The 16,635-nt window shown below is 72.0% G+C and carries 18 protein-coding genes and 1 pseudogene; 5 read left to right on the top strand and 14 right to left on the bottom strand.

What is annotated here, in order from left to right; genetic code table 11:
• Positions 1 to 26: 26 nt before the first annotated feature.
• The 6 genes from LNW73_RS14165 to LNW73_RS14140 all read right to left on the bottom strand — a co-directional run bounded on the left by LNW73_RS14165 (position 27) and on the right by LNW73_RS14140 (position 5,083).
• Complete coding sequence (locus LNW73_RS14165; protein ID WP_250990137.1) at positions 27 to 869, bottom strand: alpha/beta hydrolase; 843 nt, start codon at positions 867 to 869, stop codon at positions 27 to 29.
• 102 nt (positions 870 to 971) lie between these two features.
• Positions 972 to 1,379 (bottom strand): STAS domain-containing protein, encoded by a 408-nt coding sequence (locus LNW73_RS14160; RefSeq protein WP_250990136.1) that lies wholly within the window; start codon positions 1,377 to 1,379, stop codon positions 972 to 974.
• Between the two features lie 68 nt (positions 1,380 to 1,447).
• Complete coding sequence (locus LNW73_RS14155; RefSeq protein WP_250977082.1) at positions 1,448 to 2,647, bottom strand: ABC transporter permease; 1,200 nt, start codon at positions 2,645 to 2,647, stop codon at positions 1,448 to 1,450.
• Positions 2,644 to 3,417, bottom strand: coding sequence for an ABC transporter ATP-binding protein (locus tag LNW73_RS14150; protein WP_250990135.1), 774 nt, complete (start codon positions 3,415 to 3,417; stop codon positions 2,644 to 2,646). The genes LNW73_RS14155 and LNW73_RS14150 overlap by 4 nt, the downstream gene beginning before the upstream one ends.
• A complete protein-coding gene (locus LNW73_RS14145) occupies positions 3,414 to 4,478 on the bottom strand; it encodes a peptidoglycan-binding protein (RefSeq protein ID WP_250990134.1) in 1,065 nt (354 codons plus the stop codon). The genes LNW73_RS14150 and LNW73_RS14145 overlap by 4 nt, the downstream gene beginning before the upstream one ends.
• A 116-nt stretch (positions 4,479 to 4,594) precedes the next feature.
• The gene (locus LNW73_RS14140; RefSeq protein WP_250990133.1) at positions 4,595 to 5,083 is read right to left on the bottom strand and encodes a hypothetical protein; all 489 of its coding nucleotides are present in this window, start codon (positions 5,081 to 5,083) and stop codon (positions 4,595 to 4,597) included.
• Positions 5,084 to 5,207: 124 nt separating this feature from the next.
• On the opposite strand from LNW73_RS14140, the pseudogene LNW73_RS14135 reads away from it, so the two are divergent.
• Positions 5,208 to 5,870, top strand: a pseudogene (locus tag LNW73_RS14135) (response regulator transcription factor); the annotation flags it as partial.
• A gap of 146 nt (positions 5,871 to 6,016) precedes the next feature.
• On the top strand, positions 6,017 to 7,237 hold the full coding sequence (locus LNW73_RS14130; RefSeq protein WP_250990132.1) for a sensor histidine kinase: 1,221 nt from the start codon (positions 6,017 to 6,019) through the stop codon (positions 7,235 to 7,237).
• Between the two features lie 100 nt (positions 7,238 to 7,337).
• Here the strand turns inward: LNW73_RS14130 and LNW73_RS14125 are convergent, their stop codons facing one another.
• The 6 genes from LNW73_RS14125 to LNW73_RS14100 all read right to left on the bottom strand — a co-directional run bounded on the left by LNW73_RS14125 (position 7,338) and on the right by LNW73_RS14100 (position 12,026).
• Positions 7,338 to 7,793, bottom strand: coding sequence for a tellurite resistance TerB family protein (locus LNW73_RS14125; protein WP_250977088.1), 456 nt, complete (start codon positions 7,791 to 7,793; stop codon positions 7,338 to 7,340).
• A gap of 170 nt (positions 7,794 to 7,963) precedes the next feature.
• Positions 7,964 to 8,953 carry a zinc-binding dehydrogenase gene (locus LNW73_RS14120; protein WP_250990131.1) on the bottom strand — a complete coding sequence of 330 codons (990 nt, stop codon included), beginning with the start codon at positions 8,951 to 8,953 and terminating at the stop codon, positions 7,964 to 7,966.
• Between the two features lie 135 nt (positions 8,954 to 9,088).
• Entirely contained in the window at positions 9,089 to 9,487 is a 399-nt protein-coding gene (locus LNW73_RS14115; RefSeq protein WP_250990130.1) for an SHOCT domain-containing protein, read from the bottom strand.
• 55 nt (positions 9,488 to 9,542) lie between these two features.
• Positions 9,543 to 10,031 (bottom strand): hypothetical protein, encoded by a 489-nt coding sequence (locus LNW73_RS14110; RefSeq protein ID WP_138354102.1) that lies wholly within the window; start codon positions 10,029 to 10,031, stop codon positions 9,543 to 9,545.
• 103 nt (positions 10,032 to 10,134) lie between these two features.
• Entirely contained in the window at positions 10,135 to 10,794 is a 660-nt protein-coding gene (locus tag LNW73_RS14105) for a response regulator (protein WP_250980268.1), read from the bottom strand.
• 11 nt (positions 10,795 to 10,805) lie between these two features.
• Positions 10,806 to 12,026: a sensor histidine kinase gene (locus LNW73_RS14100; RefSeq protein ID WP_250992912.1), complete on the bottom strand. Its 1,221-nt coding sequence runs from the start codon at positions 12,024 to 12,026 to the stop codon at positions 10,806 to 10,808.
• 274 nt (positions 12,027 to 12,300) lie between these two features.
• Here LNW73_RS14100 and LNW73_RS14095 point away from each other — a divergent pair, with 274 nt between their 5' ends.
• A complete protein-coding gene (locus LNW73_RS14095) occupies positions 12,301 to 12,837 on the top strand; it encodes a GlcG/HbpS family heme-binding protein (RefSeq protein ID WP_250990129.1) in 537 nt (178 codons plus the stop codon).
• 70 nt (positions 12,838 to 12,907) lie between these two features.
• On the opposite strand, the gene LNW73_RS14090 is transcribed toward LNW73_RS14095, so the two are convergent.
• Positions 12,908 to 13,483: a TerD family protein gene (locus LNW73_RS14090; RefSeq protein ID WP_138354105.1), complete on the bottom strand. Its 576-nt coding sequence runs from the start codon at positions 13,481 to 13,483 to the stop codon at positions 12,908 to 12,910.
• 174 nt (positions 13,484 to 13,657) lie between these two features.
• On the opposite strand from LNW73_RS14090, the gene arfB reads away from it, so the two are divergent.
• Positions 13,658 to 14,086, top strand: coding sequence for an alternative ribosome rescue aminoacyl-tRNA hydrolase ArfB (gene arfB, locus LNW73_RS14085; protein ID WP_250990128.1), 429 nt, complete (start codon positions 13,658 to 13,660; stop codon positions 14,084 to 14,086).
• A 32-nt stretch (positions 14,087 to 14,118) separates the two neighbouring features.
• Here the strand turns inward: arfB and LNW73_RS14080 are convergent, their stop codons facing one another.
• Entirely contained in the window at positions 14,119 to 14,622 is a 504-nt protein-coding gene (locus LNW73_RS14080; RefSeq protein WP_250990127.1) for a flavin reductase family protein, read from the bottom strand.
• A gap of 307 nt (positions 14,623 to 14,929) precedes the next feature.
• Between LNW73_RS14080 and cdgB the strand changes: the two genes are divergently transcribed.
• Positions 14,930 to 16,561 carry a diguanylate cyclase CdgB gene (cdgB, locus tag LNW73_RS14075; protein WP_250990126.1) on the top strand — a complete coding sequence of 544 codons (1,632 nt, stop codon included), beginning with the start codon at positions 14,930 to 14,932 and terminating at the stop codon, positions 16,559 to 16,561.
• Positions 16,562 to 16,635: the final 74 nt, after the last annotated feature.

Raw genomic sequence — 16,635 nt, 5'->3', positions numbered from 1 at the left:
CGCCGCCCGGGCCGCCGCGAACGCGGTCAGCGGGTGAGGAGCGTGGCCAGTTGGGCGGCGAAGGCCGGGGCGTGGGGGAGGTAGCCGGCGTGGTTGCCCGGGAAGTCGGTGATGGAGATGCCCAGGCGGGTGGCCAGGACGGTGTTGGGGAGGTAGGGGAGGAAGCCGCGGGAGTCGCGGCCGCCGGCCAGGGCCAGTTGGGGGGTCACGGCGGCCAGGGCGGTCAGGTCCGGGAGGTGGTTCGTGACCGGCAGGAGCTCGTGGGCCAGGAAGTGGTCGGTGTTGGCGGACATCCGGGTGACGAGGTCGCGGATCCGTGGGGGGAGCCCCGTGTGGGGCAGGGGGCCTTCGGTGTCCAGGCCCATGCGGGCGCCGAAGACCTCCATCGCGGGGCCGACGCCGTCGCGGAGGTAGATGGCGTGGACGTTCCTGAGGAAGGCGACGTGCTCCTCGGCGTCGGGGAGCACGCCGAACAACGGGGGTTCGTGGGGGACGGCGAGGCGGACGCGGTCCGGGTGCCGGGCGAGCAGGTCGAGGGCGACGATGGCGCCCGAGCTGCTGCCGAACACGTCGGCGGGCTCGTCGGTCAGGGCGGCGAGGAGGAGGCGGGCGTCCTCGCTGTCGGTTGCGACGCTCATGTCCTGCGGCGGGCCGTCCACCGGGCTGCGGGAGTTGCCGCGCCGGTCGTAGGTGACGACGGTGCAGCGGTCGGCCAGGGCTCCGGCGACGCCCTCGAAGACGCCGGCGTCGCCGGAGCCGCCGTGGATCATGAGCAGGACGGGACCGGAGCCGCGGATCTCGTAGTGGAGGGTGGCTCCGGGCACTTTGAGCGTGTCGGTCCTGGGCGCGTTCGTCGACGGCGCGTTCATCGGTCCTCCTGGGGCGTTCCGGGGTCCTGGCCGGCGCCGCCCGGATCCGTCAGGTCTTGGTGGCCCTGGCGGATCCGGGCAACGACCCCACTGTGGCCCGCGTCACCGACAGGGCGCTGATACGCGGCCGACGCGAGCGTCCTGGACGGCGAAGGTCCGGTCCAGGCCCGTGAGGTGCAGGAGCTTGCGGAGGTGCGGGCGGACGCCGGTGAGGTGCAGCCGGCCGTGCCGTGCGCTGATGAGGTTGTGGGCGCGGACGAGTGCCGATAGCCCACGGCAGTCCATGAACGTGACGCCGGTGACGTCGATGACGAGGTCGGGAGGGTGGACGGCCCCGCCCCCGCCCCCGTGTTCCCCGCGGGCGAGTCCGTCCAGCCGTCTGCTGATGTACGGCGCGGCCATGAGGTCGATCTCGCCGTGGAGTTCGACGATGGGCGCGGTGCCGCGGGTGCCGGTGCGGATGTGGACGGCGAAGGCGGGGCTCGGGTGATCCGGGGGTATGAGGGGCACGGGGGCTTCCTTCCGGTGAGGTTCCACGGGAGGCGTACGGGAGGCGTACGGGCTCGGCCGGACAGGTCCTACGCGGCGTGCAGGGCCAGGGTCGGCGACAGGCGGGCCGCGCGGACCGCCGGATAGAGGCCGGCGACGGTGCCGATGATGAGCGTGGCGCCGAAGCCGCCGCTGACGGCCCACGGCGGCACCACCCACGGCAGTCCGCCGGTGGTGGCGTAGACGAAGGTGGCGAGCGAGCCGAGGGCGATGCCCGCGAGGCCGCCGAGCCCGGAGAGCATGAGGGACTCGGTGACGAACTGGATGCGGATCTGGCCCCTGGTCGCGCCCAGGGAGCGGCGCAGGCCGATCTCGTAACGGCGTTCCAGCACCGAGATGATCATGGTGTTGGCGACCCCGACGCCGCCGACCAGCAGGGCGACCCCGCCGAGACCGAGCAGCAGATTGGTGAACGCGCCGTCCGTGGCGGCCTTCGCCTGCAGCGCCGCCGAAGGATCGGTGACCTTCACGACCTGCGGGTTCTGCGGGTTGGCGGTGCGCGGGACCAGGTCGCGTACGGCGGCGACCGCGGCATCGGTGGACCGTTCGTAGACGGACGTGGGATGGCCGTCGAAGCCCAGCAGCCGTTCTGCCGCGTCCCACCCGACGAGGGCGGACCGTTCGATCTCGGGGGCGAGCGGCAGCGGGTCGAGGATGCCGGTGACGGTGAAGTACCGGCCGCCGATGAACACCTGCTGCCCGGGGGCGGTGATGCCGAGGCGGTCGGCGGCGACGCTGCCGAGCACGACGGACGGGTACCTGCCGGTGGCCTTGTTGAGCCAGCTGCCGCTGCGCACCGAGCCGCGCAGGGTCTTCAGCAGCTCTTCCGTGGTCGCCTTGACGGCGATGCCGCCGGTGTCGCCCTCGGGGATCTTCTCGGAACGGCGCACCGACTGCTTGATGTCGCCGGTGGCACCCACCTGCTCGACGCCCGGGATCCGGCCGATCATGCCGGGGGCCTCCTTCGGCAGCCGGGCGTCCTGGCCGGTGAACAGCGCGTCGCCAGGGGTCACGACGAGCATGTTGGTGCCCAACCGGTCGAGCTCCCGCATGAGTTGGGCCTTGCTGGAGGACGAGATGCCGACCACCGCGATCATCGTCGCGATGCCGAGGGCGATGCCCAGGGCGGACAGGACGACGCGCAGCGGGCGGCCGCGCAGCCCGGCGGATCCGACGTGGAACACATCGCGGGCGCTGAGCCGGGCGGGGGAGAGTGCGGTGCGCCTCATACGGCGACCGCTCCGGCGTCGGTCCCGGTGCCGGGCGCGGAGTCGGGTGGGTTGCCCGTCCCGCCACTCGTAGGGGTCTGCCTGGTGTCCGCCACCACCCGGCCGTCGCGGATCCGCACCTGGCGGGGCAGCCGGTCGGCGATCTCGCTGTCGTGGGTGATCACGGCGATGGTCGCGCCTTCCTTGTTGAGGTCGTGCAGCAGCTCCATGACCGCCTCGCCCGAGGCGGAGTCCAGGGCGCCGGTGGGCTCGTCGGCGAGCAGCAGATCGGGTTCACCGACGACGGCGCGCGCGATGGCGACGCGCTGCTTCTGCCCGCCGGACAGCTGGTGCGGCTTGTGGTCCATCCGGTCCGCGAGGCCGACGCGCTCCAGTGCGGCGGCGGCCCGGCGGCGGCGTTCGGCGCGCGGCAGCCCCGAGTAGAGCAGCCCCTCGGCCACGTTGTCCTGGGCGCTGATGCCGGGCACGAGATGGAACGCCTGGAAGACGAAGCCGACGTGCTGGGCGCGCAGCGCGGAGAGCCTGCGGTCGGAGAGCGCGGCGACGTCGTGGCCCGCGATGGCGACCGAGCCGGAGGACGGCCGGTCGAGGGTGCCGACGATGTGCAGCAGGGTGGACTTGCCGGAGCCGGACGGGCCGACGATGGCGAGCAGTTCACCGTCGTCGATCGTCAGGTCCACGCCGCGCAGCGCCGCGACGCCGCCCGGGTACTCCTTCCCGACGCCGACGAGTTCCACGACGGTGTTCGGAGCGGTACGGGTGGGACTCACAGCGACGGCACCCCGACCTTCATGCCCTCGCGCAGCCCGCCGCCGCTGACCTCGACCCGCCCCTGCCCGAACATGCCGAGCTCGACGGCGACGTCGCGCGCCTTGCCGTTCTCCACGACCTGGACGCCGAAGCCGCCGCTGGGCAGCGCCAGCAGGGCGTTGACGGGTACGGACAGGACGCCCTTGTGGGTCTGCCCGGTCAGGTTCACCGTCACCGGGGACTTGTCGAGGCCGCCGACCTTGGACGGGTCGTCGAAGGTGACCGTGACGGAGATCTTGGGTGTCTTGTCCTGCGGGTCCTCGCCCTCCTCGACGGTCTTGCCGATGGAGGAGACCTTGCCCTGCGCGGTCCCGCCGCCCGGCAGGTCGACGGTGACCCTGGTGCCGGTCCGCGCCAGCTGACCGTCGGCGACCTCCAGCTTGAACTCGACGATCCGCTCGGAACTGGTCGTGGTCAGCACCGGTTTGCCGGGACCGGCCTGGTCGCCGACGGTGGAGTCCGCCGACTTGATCCGTACCGGGCCGGCGGAGAAGGCGATCTGGTCGGGGCCGGTCGTGCCGGTCTTCGGCAGGTCGTGGTCCTTCTGCCAGCGCTTCACGGCATCGGCGGTGCCGGCGGTGAACTTGTCGTCGTCGGCCAGACCGGAGCCGAAGCCGAGGGCGCGCAGGTTCTCCTTCAACTGCCGGACGTCGTCGCCCTTGTCGCCGGTCTTCAGCGTCCGGTACATGGGGGTCGTGCCGTACATCAGCCGTACGGGCTTGCCGTCGACCTCGTACAGCCTGCCGTCGCGGGCGACGGAGGAGCCGGCGCCGGCGACCCAGGTGATGGTGCCCATGGCACCCGCGTTGATCTTGCGCTCCTTGGAGTACCCGAGCGTGCCCTGCTTCTGGGTGCTGTCGCTGAGATCGCCGCGCGCGATCGGGGCGGTCGCCGGCGGGAGACCGGAGTTCTGCTGGGTCACCCCCTTGTCGGGGGCGGCCAGCGCGGTGACCGCCACGCCGCCCCCGGCGACGACCACGACCACCGCCACGGCGGCCAGAACGATTCTCTTGCGCTTCATCGACGTATTCCCGTCCGTCCCCTGCGTGCTCTGCGGCGTGCTCTGTGTTCCGTGCGTCGGGTGCGTTCCGTGCGTTCCGTGCGTGTTCTTGCGCATGGCGTCGGTTCCGCCGGTCGTCAGTCGACGGAGCAGAGCTTGTTGGCCTTGTCGAACTTCTCCTTCTCCGCGCCCTGCGGCATCGGCATGGCCTTCTGCATCCCGCCACCGCCGCCATAGTTCGGATCGGGCATGTCGACACCGTTCTTACGCATGCACTGGGCGAACTTGAGCGCCTTGTCCTTGTCCGCCTGGGATATCTCTCCCGACGGATTCGCGCTGAACTGCTTGCAGGCGTCCATCGCCTTCTTCATGGACGCCTCGCTGCCGTTGCTGCCGATCGTCATGCCCCGCGGGTCCTCGCCCGGCTTGGGTTCCTGCACGTCCATGCCGTTGTCCCGCAGGCACTTGCGGAACTTGAGCGCCTTGTCGGCGGCGGTGTCGGCCGAGCTCTTCCCGGGCGATCCCTTCGCGTCGGAGTCCGAATCGGAGCCAGCACAGGCGGAGGCGAACAGGGCGAGAGCGGCCAGTGCCGCGGCGCCGGCGGAAACGCGGTGACGATTTCTCATGGGATTCTCACTTTGCGACGGTTCCGGATAGTGACGGGAAGAGATTGACAGCCGCAGAGCTCTCGTTTCTCTAAGCGAGGTCCTTTACAACGCCGAAAGGTCCCCATCGGGTAAACAGGGGCACATGCGTGTTCTGCTGGTGGAGGACGAGGAATTCCTGGCCGAAATGGTGGCCGACGGGCTGCGCCGTGACGCCATCGCGGTGGACGTGGCGTCGGACGGCGCGGAAGGGCTGCGGAAACTCCGGTTCGGCGCCTACGACGTGCTCGTCCTGGACCGCGATCTGCCCGGGGTGCACGGCGACGAGGTCTGCCGCCGGGTGGTGGAGCAGCGGCTGCTCACCCGGGTGCTGATGCTCACCGCCGCGGGCACCGTCCGCGACCGGGTGGCGGGCCTCGGCCTGGGCGCCGACGACTACCTCACCAAGCCGTTCGCCTACGACGAGTTGCTCGCCCGGGTCCTGGCGCTGGGCCGCCGTGTACACCCCGCGCTGCCCCCGGTGATCGAACGCGCCGGCCTCGTCATGGACGGCGCGCGCCGCCAGGCGAGCCGCGACGGCCGGTATCTGAGCCTGTCCCGGAAGGAGTTCGCGGTGCTGGAGGTACTGATGCGCGCGGACGGCGCGGTCGTCAGCGGCGAGGACCTGATCGAGCAGGTGTGGGAGGAGGACACCAGTTACCGGACGAACGCGGTCCGGGTGACGCTCAGCAAGCTGCGCACCAAGCTGGGCGAGCCGCAGGTGGTGGAGACGGTGCCGGGCGTCGGCTACCGGATCGCCGACGTTCCCGGGGAGCAGAACCCGAACTCCGCCTCCGGGGGCCATGACCCGGGTCCCGCCTCCCCGGACCGGCACCCGAGCCCCGCCTCCCTGGACCAGAACCCGAGCCCCGCCTCCGGGGACCAGAACCCGAACACCGCCTCCGGGGAGCGGTCATGAGCCGGCTCCGGTTGCGGCTGTGGCGGCTGAGCAGTGAACGTGCCCGGCTGACGAGTCTGTACGGCGGGCTGCTGGTGCTGGCCGGCGGCGTGCTGATCGCCCTGGTGTACTCGCTGGTGCGCAGCGGGCTCTACTCCACCATCAGCCTCGCCGTCACCACGGCCGTCCCCAGCAACGGTGTGCGCGCCCCGTACGCCCTGCCGACCAGGCAGTTCGCCGAGGCTCAGCCGGCGGTGCCGATGCCGGGGGTGACGTTCGATCCCGCCAACGTGCACGCGGCGACGAAGATGATCACGACGGCGGCGGAGAGCGCGGCCCTCAGCAAACTGCTGACCGTCTCCCTCGTCTCGCTCGCCGTCTTCGCCGTGCTGTCGGTGGCGCTGGCCTGGTGGATGGCGGGACGGGTGCTGCGCCCGGTGGGCGTCATCACGTCCACCGCCCGCCGGCTGTCCGGGGAGAACCTGCACGAGCGCATCAAGCTGAAGGCGCCGCCCGGCGAGCTGAAGCAGCTCGCCGACACGTTCGACACCATGCTCGACCGGATAGAGCAGCTGGTCTCCGCCCAGCAGCGGTTCGTCGCCAACGCCGCCCATGAGCTGCGGACGCCGCTGGCCGTGCAGCGTGCCGCGGCCGAGATCGGGCTGGCGGACCCGGACCTGGATCCGGAACGGCTCGCGCGCCTGCGCGGCAAACTCATCGACGTCGCCGATGACAGCGAGAAGCTGATCGACGGACTGCTGCTGCTCTCGGCCAGCGACCAGGGGCTGGAGCGGGTCGGGCCGATCGCGCTCGACGCGACCGCGGCGAGCGTGGCGAAGGCGCTCGCGGACCAGGCGAGTGAGCACGGGGTCACCGTCGGGACCGAACTGCGGCCGCTGACCGTGCAGGGCGAGGCCGTGCTGCTCGGGCATCTGGTGCACAACCTGGTGAGCAACGCGATCCGCTACAACCACCCGGGCGGGCAGGTGCGGGTCACGGTCGGCGAGGAAGGCCTGGAGGTCACCAACACCGGCCCCGAGGTGCCGGCCGCGGCGGTGCCCGAGCTCTTCGAGCCCTTCCGCCGGATGCAGGCCCGGCGCCACCGGCCGGGGGAGGGGGCGGGACTCGGGCTGTCCATCGTCGCCTCGATCGCCCGCGCGCACGGCGCCGTGGCCACCGCCGCCGCGAATCCCGGCGGCGGCCTGACGGTCCGCGTGGCCGGCTGGAATCCGACCTGACGCCTGGAGGACCGGGAGGACCCGGAGGACCCGGGGTCCTGGCGGCCCCGGAGACTCCGGAGGACCCCGAGGTCCCGGAGGCTCTGGCGCCCGGGGGCTCCTAGAGGTCGAACTCCTTGGGGTCGATGCCCACCGCGAAGCACGCCTCGCGGACGACACCCTGCTCGGTCTTGTCGAAGTCACCGTCGGCGCCGCCGATGACGATGCCGATCTGGATGACGGCGCGGGCCTCGGTCGGCTTCTTCTGGACCTTGCCGATCTCCTGCAGGATCCCGACCTTGCCGAAGTCGAAGTCGGCGGTCAGCTTGCCGAGGTAGGCGTCGAACCGGCGCTGCAGGTCCTCGGCCGGGAAGTTCTGCAGCACGTCGTTGCCCGCGATCAGCGACGCCACGCGCTGCCGCTCGGACGGGTCGATCTGACCGTCGGCGGCGGCGACCAGCGCGCACATCGCCATGCTCGCGTCGCGGAACGCCCCGCTCTTGAGGTCGTTCTTCTTGGCGGTGAGCTGGGTCTGCATGGTCTGCGCGGACTCCTTGAAGCGGTTCCACAGGGCCATGGTGGTGTCTCCTCGACGCATTGGCTTTCGATCTCGCCCAGGGAACTCCCCGGGGACCCCATGGAGTTCCCCGGTGCTCCCCCGGCAGGGCCCCGCCCGGGGAGCACCGGGGAGCACCGGGGAGCGCGCGGGACCTGCGGCCCAGGGTGCGGCGGCGAAGGATGCGGCGGCTACGGGACCAGCACGACCTTGCCCATCGTGGCGCGCGTCTCCAGCGCCCGGTGCGCCGCGGCGGCCTCCGCCAGCGGGAAGCGCTGCACCGCCGGTACGAGGCGGCCGGCCGCGGCCTCCGCGAGGGCCGCCTCCTCCAGGGCGCGCAGGCCCTCGGGGCCGCCGATCGCCTTCATCATCGCCGGGCCGATCACGGTCCGCGAGGTGATCCCGCGGGTGGCCAGCTCCTCCTCGCCGAGGTCCAGCGGACCGCCGGCGGACCAGCCGTAGACGAGGTGCCTGCCGCCCTTGCCGAGCAGGTCGACGGCGGCGCGGCCGAGCGGGCCGCTGACGGCGTCGAGGACGACGGTCGCGGACCGGCCGCCGAGGGCGGTACGCACCTGGTCGGTCCAGCCGGGGGCGTTGTAGTCGACGGCCACGTCCGCGCCCAGGCCGCGGACCCGTTCGGCCTTGGCCGGGCCGCCCGCCGCTCCGACGACGGTCGCGCCGAGGTTCCTGGCGTACTGGACGAGGAGGGTGCCGATACCGCCTGCCGCGGCGGTGACGATCACCACGTCCTGGTCGGTCAGGTCCGCGAACCGCAGGATGCCGAGCGTGGTGCGGCCGGTGCCGATCATGGCGATGCCCTCGGCGAAGTCGACGTTCTCCGGCAGCTCGTGCAGCTTGCCGGTGTCGGTGACCGCGGTCTCGGCGTAGCCGCCGGGCACCATGCCGAGGTGGGCCGCGACGCGGCGGCCGAGCCAGCGGGCGTCGGCGCCCTCGCCGAGTGCGTCGACCGTGCCGGCGACCTCGCGGCCGGGGATCGTCGGCAGCTCGGGCAGCGGGTACGGGCTCTTCGGGTCGCCCTGGCGGAAGACGGTGTCGATCACGTGGACCCCCGCCGCGCGGACGGCGATCCGCACCTGCCCGGGACCCGGCACCGGGGTCGCCGTCTCCTCGTACGTCAGGTTCTCGGCGGGGCCGAAGGCGTGCAGACGGGCGGCGCGCATGGCGTTTCTCCGGATCTTCGGGCGGTGCGGGCGCCTGATGGCGCCGCACCGCTCATCCTTCGACTTGAACCTAGGTTCAAGTCAAGGCCGGAGATCCGGCGGAAGCCGGGAGGCCCGGAGGTCTGCCGTACCGCGTTACGACGACCTGGCCAGGAGCTTCTGCTTGGCCTGGGCGTACTCCTCCTCGGTGAGGTCGCCGCGGCTCTTCAGCTCGGACAGCTTGTGGAGCTGGTCCACGCTGTCGTCCGAAGGACCCGCCGCCTCGCGCACGTACTGCTTGAAGGCCGTCTGCTGGGCCTCCGCCTGCTTGACGTCGCGCTGGCTCATGCCCTTGCCGCGCACGATGACGTAGACCAGCACGCCGACGAACGGCAGCACGATGACCAGGATCATCCAGCCCGCCTTGGCCCATCCGCCGAGCTCGCGGTCGCGGAACAGGTCGCCGATGATCCGGAACAGCAGGAAGAACCAGAGCACCCAGAAGAACAGCAGAAGCATCGTCCAGAAGAGGTCGAGCATCGGGTAGTTTTCCATGACTCAAGGAGAAGCCCTGGTCAGAGCCGGCGCACCCGGGGTTGACCCGAATGGGTCACACGCGCGGGAAGCGGGCCCGCAGGTCCCAGATCGCCGGGTTGTCGCCGAGGCCGTCGTGCATGTCGGTCAGATCCGCGATCAGGTCGTGCAGGAAATCGCGTGCCTCGCGGCGGAACGTCGTGTGGTGCAGCGACAGCGGCGGCTCGTCCTCGGCCCAGTCGGCGACGACGTCCACGTAGCCGAAGCGCCGCGCGAAGCGGAGCCGGTCCGTGGACTCGGTGAAGTCGAACTCTGCGTACTGCGAGCGGGAGGCGCGGCTGCCGCGCGGGTCCTGGTCCAGCCGTTCGACGATGTCGCACATCGCCCACGCGAAGTCGAGCACCGGGACCCATCCCCAGGCTGTGGACAGTTCGCGCTCGCCCTTCGCGAGGTACACATCGCCGCAGAACAGGTCGTGACGCAGGGAGTGGACGGTCGCGGTGCGGTAGTCCGTCTGCGGGGGGTCGGGAAAGCGGCGGGAGAGGGCGTAGCCGAGGTCGATCACACTGTCGATCGTCGCACGCGGTACGACCGCGGAATGACGCGGCGGAATGACCCGTGGGCGCGGCCCGGTCCGGGTCGGCGCAGCAGCCGCCGCCCGCTCCGGGTCAGCGCAGCAACCGCTGCTCCTTGGCCACGGACACCGCTCCGGCCCGGGTGTCGACGCCGAGCTTGTCGTAGATCCGGCCCAGGTGCGTCTTGACGGTCGCCTCGCTGATGAACAGCGCGCGGGCGATGTCGCGGTTGCCCAGGCCCTGCGCGAGCTGGGCGAGGATGTCCAGCTCGCGTTCCGTGAGGTTCGGGCGCGGGGCGCGCATCCGGGCCATGACGCGGCTGGCGACCGGCGGCGAGAGCGTGGTGCGGCCCTGGGCCGCCGCGTGGATCGCGGCGAACAGCTCCTCGGGGCGCTCCGCCTTCAGCAGATAGCCGGTCGCCCCGGCCTCGATGGCGCGGGTGATGTCGGCGTCGGTGTCGTACGTGGTCAGCACCAGGACGTGCGGGGCCGCGTCGGGCGCCTCGACGGCCGAGGTGATCCGCCGGGTGGCCTCGACGCCGTCGATCCCGGCCCCCAGCTGGAGATCCATCAGCACGACCTGCGGGCGCAGCCGGGCGGCCATGACGACCGCCTCCTCGCCCGTCCCGGCCTCGCCGATCACCTCGATGTCGCCCGCGCTGGCGAGCAGCGCGAGGAGCCCGGCGCGTACGACGGCGTGGTCGTCGCAGACCAGCAGCCGCACGGGGGCGGGCGCGGGGGTGGGTTCCGGCAGGGCGGCGGCGGTCACTGGTGCTCCAGGGGGATCGTGGCGGTGACGACGGTGCCTTCGCCCGCGCCGCTCTCGACGGTCAGGGTGCCGCCGAACTGGCGGAGCCGGGCGCGCATCGCCGGCAGGCCGTGGCCGCGGCCCGCCCCTTCGGCGGCGGTGCCGGAGGTGGGGCCCGCGCGGTCGGCGGGGTCGAAGCCGCGGCCGTCGTCCGCGATGTCCAGGACGGCCTGGTCGCCGAGGTACGACAGGGTGATCACGGCGGCCGAGGCGCCGGCGTGCTCGCGCACATTGGCCAGCGCGCCCTGCGCGATCCGCATCAGCGCGGCCTGCGCGGCGGCCGGCAGCCCGCCCGAGCCTGTCCCGCCCAAGCCCGTCCCGCCTGAGCCCGTCCCGCCTGAGCCCGCCGAGGCCGTCCCGCCAGGGCTTCCGTCCAGGTGGAAGCGGACCGGCAGGCCGCTCTCCGCCGACTCGCGTTCGGCCAGCGCCCGCAGCGCGTCGTGCAGGGTGCCGCCGTCGGCGAGGTCGGCGGGCGCGAGGTCGTGCACGAAGGCGCGGGCCTCGGCGAGGTTGCGGGCGACGATCGACGTCGCGGTGGTGACGTGCGTCCTGGCGGTCGCCGGGTCGGTGTCCCAGGTGCGGGCGGCGGCCTGCAGCAGCATCTGCTGGCTGGACAGGCCCTGCGCCAGGCTGTCGTGGATCTCCATCGCCAGCCGCTGCCGCTCGGCCAGCGCGCCCGCGCGCCGCTCGGTCGCCGCGAGCTCCCGCTGGGTCCTGACGAGGTCGTCGATGAGCGCGTGCTGACGGGTGGCCTGCCGCTGCATGTGCAGGAAGACGGCGGTGGCGAGGCCCGCGACGGCGGGCGGCAGCAGGAGGAGGTTGGGGTCGAAGCCGTCGGCCAGCCGCAGCTGGGAGATGACGACCAGGACGGTGAGGGCGGCCACGAGGATGATCGCGGCACGTGCCGGCAGGGTCCGCAGCCCGGTGTAGAAGAGCGGGATCGCACACCAGGCGAAGCTCGGCGCCAGCAGCACGATCACCACCCAGGCGACGACGACGGCCGCCAGCCACAGGCGGTGGGCCGAGGACCCGGCCCGTCCGGCGGCCGGACCGAGCGCGTACAGGACGGCGAGCGCGACGCTCAGACCGATCACCCACGGCACCCTGGCGGCGCCCGGATGGTGCACCACGAAGCGGGTCAGCGAGGCGCCCAGCAGCAGGACGAACGCGGAGTGCATGACGAGGGTGAGCCAGCCCGCATCGGGGTCGGCGGTCGCCGCCGCCGGTCGCGGGGTGGTGCTCACGTGGATCTCCTCGTCGTCGGCCGCTCCTGCCCCCGTCTCCCTTTATCGCCCGGCCCCGCCGGCCCCGCATCATCCGATCGGTTGACGGCCCCGTCATCCATCATGCCCTCGGGGAGGGGCCGGCTCGCCGACCCTCGGCGGCCCTGGCCGGGATGAGGATCGGAGGGCGGGCCTGAACGGGTCCGAGTTCCCCCGATGAGGAGTGACCGTGAAGATTTCCGCTCGTGTTCTGGCCGGGTCCCTCGCCGCCGCCGCTCTCGGCGCCGGCGTCTTCGGCAGCGTGTCGGCGTCCGCCGCCCCGGCGCCCGCCGCGAAGGCCGCCGACGTCCGGCCGTCGCAGACCGTCCGGACGGCGCATCTGACGATCGACGCCGCCGCCAAGGGCGCGCAGGCAGCGCTCGACGCCGCGGAGAAGGCCGGTCAGCACGTCACCGTCGCGGTCGTCGACCGCGACGGGAACACCGTCGTCACCCTGCGCGGCGACGGCGCGGGCCCGCAGTCCTACGAGTCCGCCGAGCGCAAGGCGTACACCGCGGTCTCCTGGAACGCCCCCACCTCGGAGCTGGCCAAGCGGCTGGCCCAGGCCCCGAACCTCAAGGACATCCCCGGCACCCTCTTCCTGGCCGGCGCCGCTCCCGTCACCGACGGCGGTGCGCCGATCGCGGCCATCGGGGTCGCCGGGGCGCCCAGCGGTGACCTGGACGAGCAGTTCGCGCGGGCCGGGGTGGCGGCTCTCGGGAAGTGACCGCCGGACGAACGCCGACGGCCTCCGGATCGGCGTGCGATCCGGAGGCCGTCGGGAGGTGCGGCCGGTGTCAGAGGTTGACGCCGAAGTCCGTGGCGATACCCACGAGGCCGGAGGCGTAGCCCTGGCCCACCGCGCGGAACTTCCACTCCGCGCCGTTGCGGTACAGCTCGCCGAAGACCATCGCGGTCTCGGTGGCCGAGTCCTCGCTCAGGTCGTAGCGGGCGATCTCCGCCTCGCCGGCCTGGTTGACGATGCGGATGTAGGCGTTGCGGACCTGGCCGAAGTTCTGGCTGCGGGTCTCGGCGTCGTAGATCGAGACCGGGAAGACGATCTTGTCGATGTCGGCCGGGAGCGCCGCCAGGTTGACCTTGATCTGCTCGTCGTCGCCCTCGCCCTCACCGGTCTTGTTGTCGCCGGTGTGCACGATGGACTGGTCCGGCGTCGCCTTGTTGTTGAAGAAGACGAAGTGGCCGTCCGAGTAGACCTTGCCGGTGGTGTTCACAGCGATGGCGCTCGCGTCGAGGTCGAAGTCGGTACCGGTAGTGGTACGGACGTCCCAGCCGAGACCGACCGTGACCGCCGTCAGGCCAGGCGCCTCTTTGGTCAGCGAGACGTTGCCGCCCTTGGACAGGCTTACAGCCATTGGGAGTCCCCTCCATGGAGATGGGTTGTTGCCGACGAAGCTACCGTCACCCGTCACAACGCCGTCAGAGGACTGTCTGGTTCCCTTCGAAGGATTCACGATTGGCGACGGCGGCCGAAACCACCGTGGAAAACCCTGTGACGGGAGCCGTCGGAACACGGGATCATAGGACGCATGTCCGGTCCCCTTGTCATTCGCGGCTCCGTCTCCGTCCCGGAGGCCGAGCTCCTGTGGCGTTTCTCCAGGTCGTCGGGGCCGGGCGGGCAGCATGTGAACACCAGTGACAGCCAGGTCGAGCTGCGCTTCGACCTGGCCGGTACGGAATCCCTGCCGCCGGTCTGGAAGGACCGGGCGCTGGAGCGCCTCGCGGGCAAGCTCGTCTCCGGCGTGCTGACGGTCAAGGCCTCCGAGCACCGCTCGCAGTGGCGCAACCGGGAGACGGCGCTCGTCCGGCTGGCGTCGGTGCTGGCGACGGCCACCGCTCCGCCGCCCAAACCGCGCCGTCCGACGAAGATCCCGCGTGGCATCAACGAGCGGCGGCTGCGGCACAAGAAGCAGCGCGGCGAGACCAAGCGCGGCCGCGATCAGCGTTCCTGGGACTGACCCCCGGAACTCCGGGCTGTTGGGCCATCGGCTCAGTCGAGCTGCCGGTAGCGGCCCTTGAAGTAGACGAGCGGTGAGCCGGCGGCGCTCGGGGTCTGCGCGGCGAGCACCCGTCCGATGACGAGGGTGTGGTCCCCGGCCGTGATCCGCTGTTCCGTCTCGCACTCCAGCACCGAGAGCGCCCCGCCGAGTATCGGCGCGCCCGATCGGGCGCCCCGGTAGTAGGCGACGTCCTCGAAGAGCAGCCGGTCGCTGATCCGGCCGCGCATCGCGAAGCGCCCCGCGATGTGCCGCTGGCTCTCGCTGAGCACGGACGCCGCCCACAGCGGCTGCCGTTCCAGCAGATCGTCCATTCGCGAGTCCGTGCGAACGCTCACCAGTACCATCGGCGGTTCGAGCGAGACGGACAGGAACGCGGTGGCCGTCATACCGACGTCCTCGCCCCGGGGCCCGTCCTCCGGGTCGTGAGCGGTGACGAGAACGACGCCGGCCGCGAGGCGGGCCATCGCGGCGCGGAAGTCGTCGGGGTGGGCCATGATCCCAGGATGGGGGACAGCGGATGTCTGCAGCACACCAAGGACGGTACGTCCCCGTTCTGGCCCCGCGCATCGGGCTTCAGGACCAGGACCGGCCCGGGCCCGGCCTAGGCCGGTACTAGCCGGGTCCTAGGCCCAAAGCCATACGCTCCGTGGTCAAGCCCGGACAAACTCCTGTGACTTGAGTCACAAGGGGCAGGAATTGTTGACCCTGTGTACCGGCCGAACTGCTCGCTGTGATTCAGTTGCCGTGGCAATCGGACGACAAGAAATCCCAGGAGTTGCTGTCGAGGGCTCGGAGAGAGGCATGGACACCGAGTCGGAGCCGTATGTCCGTCTCGCGACCCTGCGTCAGCTGCACCAGGTCGTAGCAGACCTCAATACGGCACGAAGTCTCGCCGACACTCTGCAGGCCGTGGCCGACGGGGTGGTCAACGGGCTGGGCTATGAACTCTGCGCCGTGAACCTGGTGCGCCCGGACGGCGACCTGGTAGTCGCCGCCTTCGCCGGAAGCGCCGCCGCCGAGTCACTGCTCGCCGGCCGCGTCGGATCCCGCGCCTCGTGGGAGCGCCGACTGAACATGGGTGAGCGCTGGGGGATGTTGCGGTTCATACCGCACACCGAGGGCTGGGTCCTGGTCGACGACGACGTCCCGCAGTGGCACACCGACGGCCCGCCGCCCCGCTTTCCGGACGAGTGGCACCCCAACGACCGGCTCTACGCCCCGATGTACGCCTCCGCCAACATCGGCGGCGAGCTGATCGGCGTCATCTCCGTCGACAAGCCCACCAACGGCCGGCACCCGGGCCCCTGGGGGTGCGAGGCGCTCCAGATGTACGCCTTCCAGGCCGCCATCGCCATCAGCAACGCCCGGCTGCGGGCCAACATGCAGCGGGCGCTGGTCCGGCTGGAGCGCGACCAGCAGGCGCTGCGCGCCAGCGAGGAGAGCTTCCGGCAGGCGTTCGAGTACGCGCCCAGCGGTATGGCCATCGCCGAGATGGGCGGCGACCAGCACGGCAAGCTGCTGCGCGCCAACGACGCGCTGTGCCGGCTGCTGGGCCGCCCCGCCTCCGTGATGCGGCGTTACTCGTTCTCCGACCTCGTCCATCCCGAGGACGTCGGCCTGCTGCTGCGGACCTCCGCCGAGGGCGGCCGGGCCGAGCTGCGGCTGGCCCGCCGCGACGGCACCTATGTGTGGGTCTCGCTGCGCAACTCCGTCGTCGCGGACACGGCGGACGGGCCGCGCTTCCTGCTGACCCACGTCGAGGACATCGAGGAGCGCAAGGGCCGCGAGATGCAGCTCGCCCACCGCGCCAGCCACGACTCGCTGACGGGGCTGCCGAACAGCGCGGAGCTGCGCGCCCGGCTCTCCAGCCGGCTCTGTCAACGGCCGGACGACGCGGTGTCCGACGCCGCACCCGACGAGTTCGCGTTCAGCTACGGCTTCGGCCCGGACGAGATGGCCAGCCCCATGGGGGCGGTCGGCGGCTACGACCTGCACACCCACACCACCGCGCCGGACGAGAGCGTGGACTCGGGCAGCAAGGGCCTGGCCGTGCTCTTCTGCGACCTGGACGGCTTCAAGTCGATCAACGACCGGTTCGGTCACCACACGGGCGACGCCGTCCTGATCGAGGTCGCCCGCCGGCTGGCGAGCGTGGTCCGGGACGGCGACACCGTGGCCCGGCTCGGCGGCGACGAGTTCGTCGTCCTCGCCGACGGCCTGGGTCCGGCCGACGCGCAGGACCTCTCGGTGCGGCTGCGCAACGCGATCGTCCCGCCGATCCGGGTCGACGGCCGGGCGGTGCGCGTCGGCGCCAGTTTCGGCATCGGCTGGGCCGGCTGCGGTATGACCGCCGACGAGATCCTGCACTCCGCGGACCAGCGCATGTACATCGAGAAGCGCTCCCGCTCGCGCAACCACCGCCGCGCGGGCTGACCCCGGGGCCGGGCGGGACCGGTCCGCAGGTCCGCGGGGGTGGGATCGGACGGCCCCCGGTGATCGGTTGATGA

Origin of the sequence: Streptomyces sp. RKAG337, assembly GCF_023701715.1 — a bacterium.
GTDB lineage: Bacteria > Actinomycetota > Actinomycetes > Streptomycetales > Streptomycetaceae > Actinacidiphila.
This window is presented reverse-complemented; position numbering and strand designations above follow the sequence as displayed.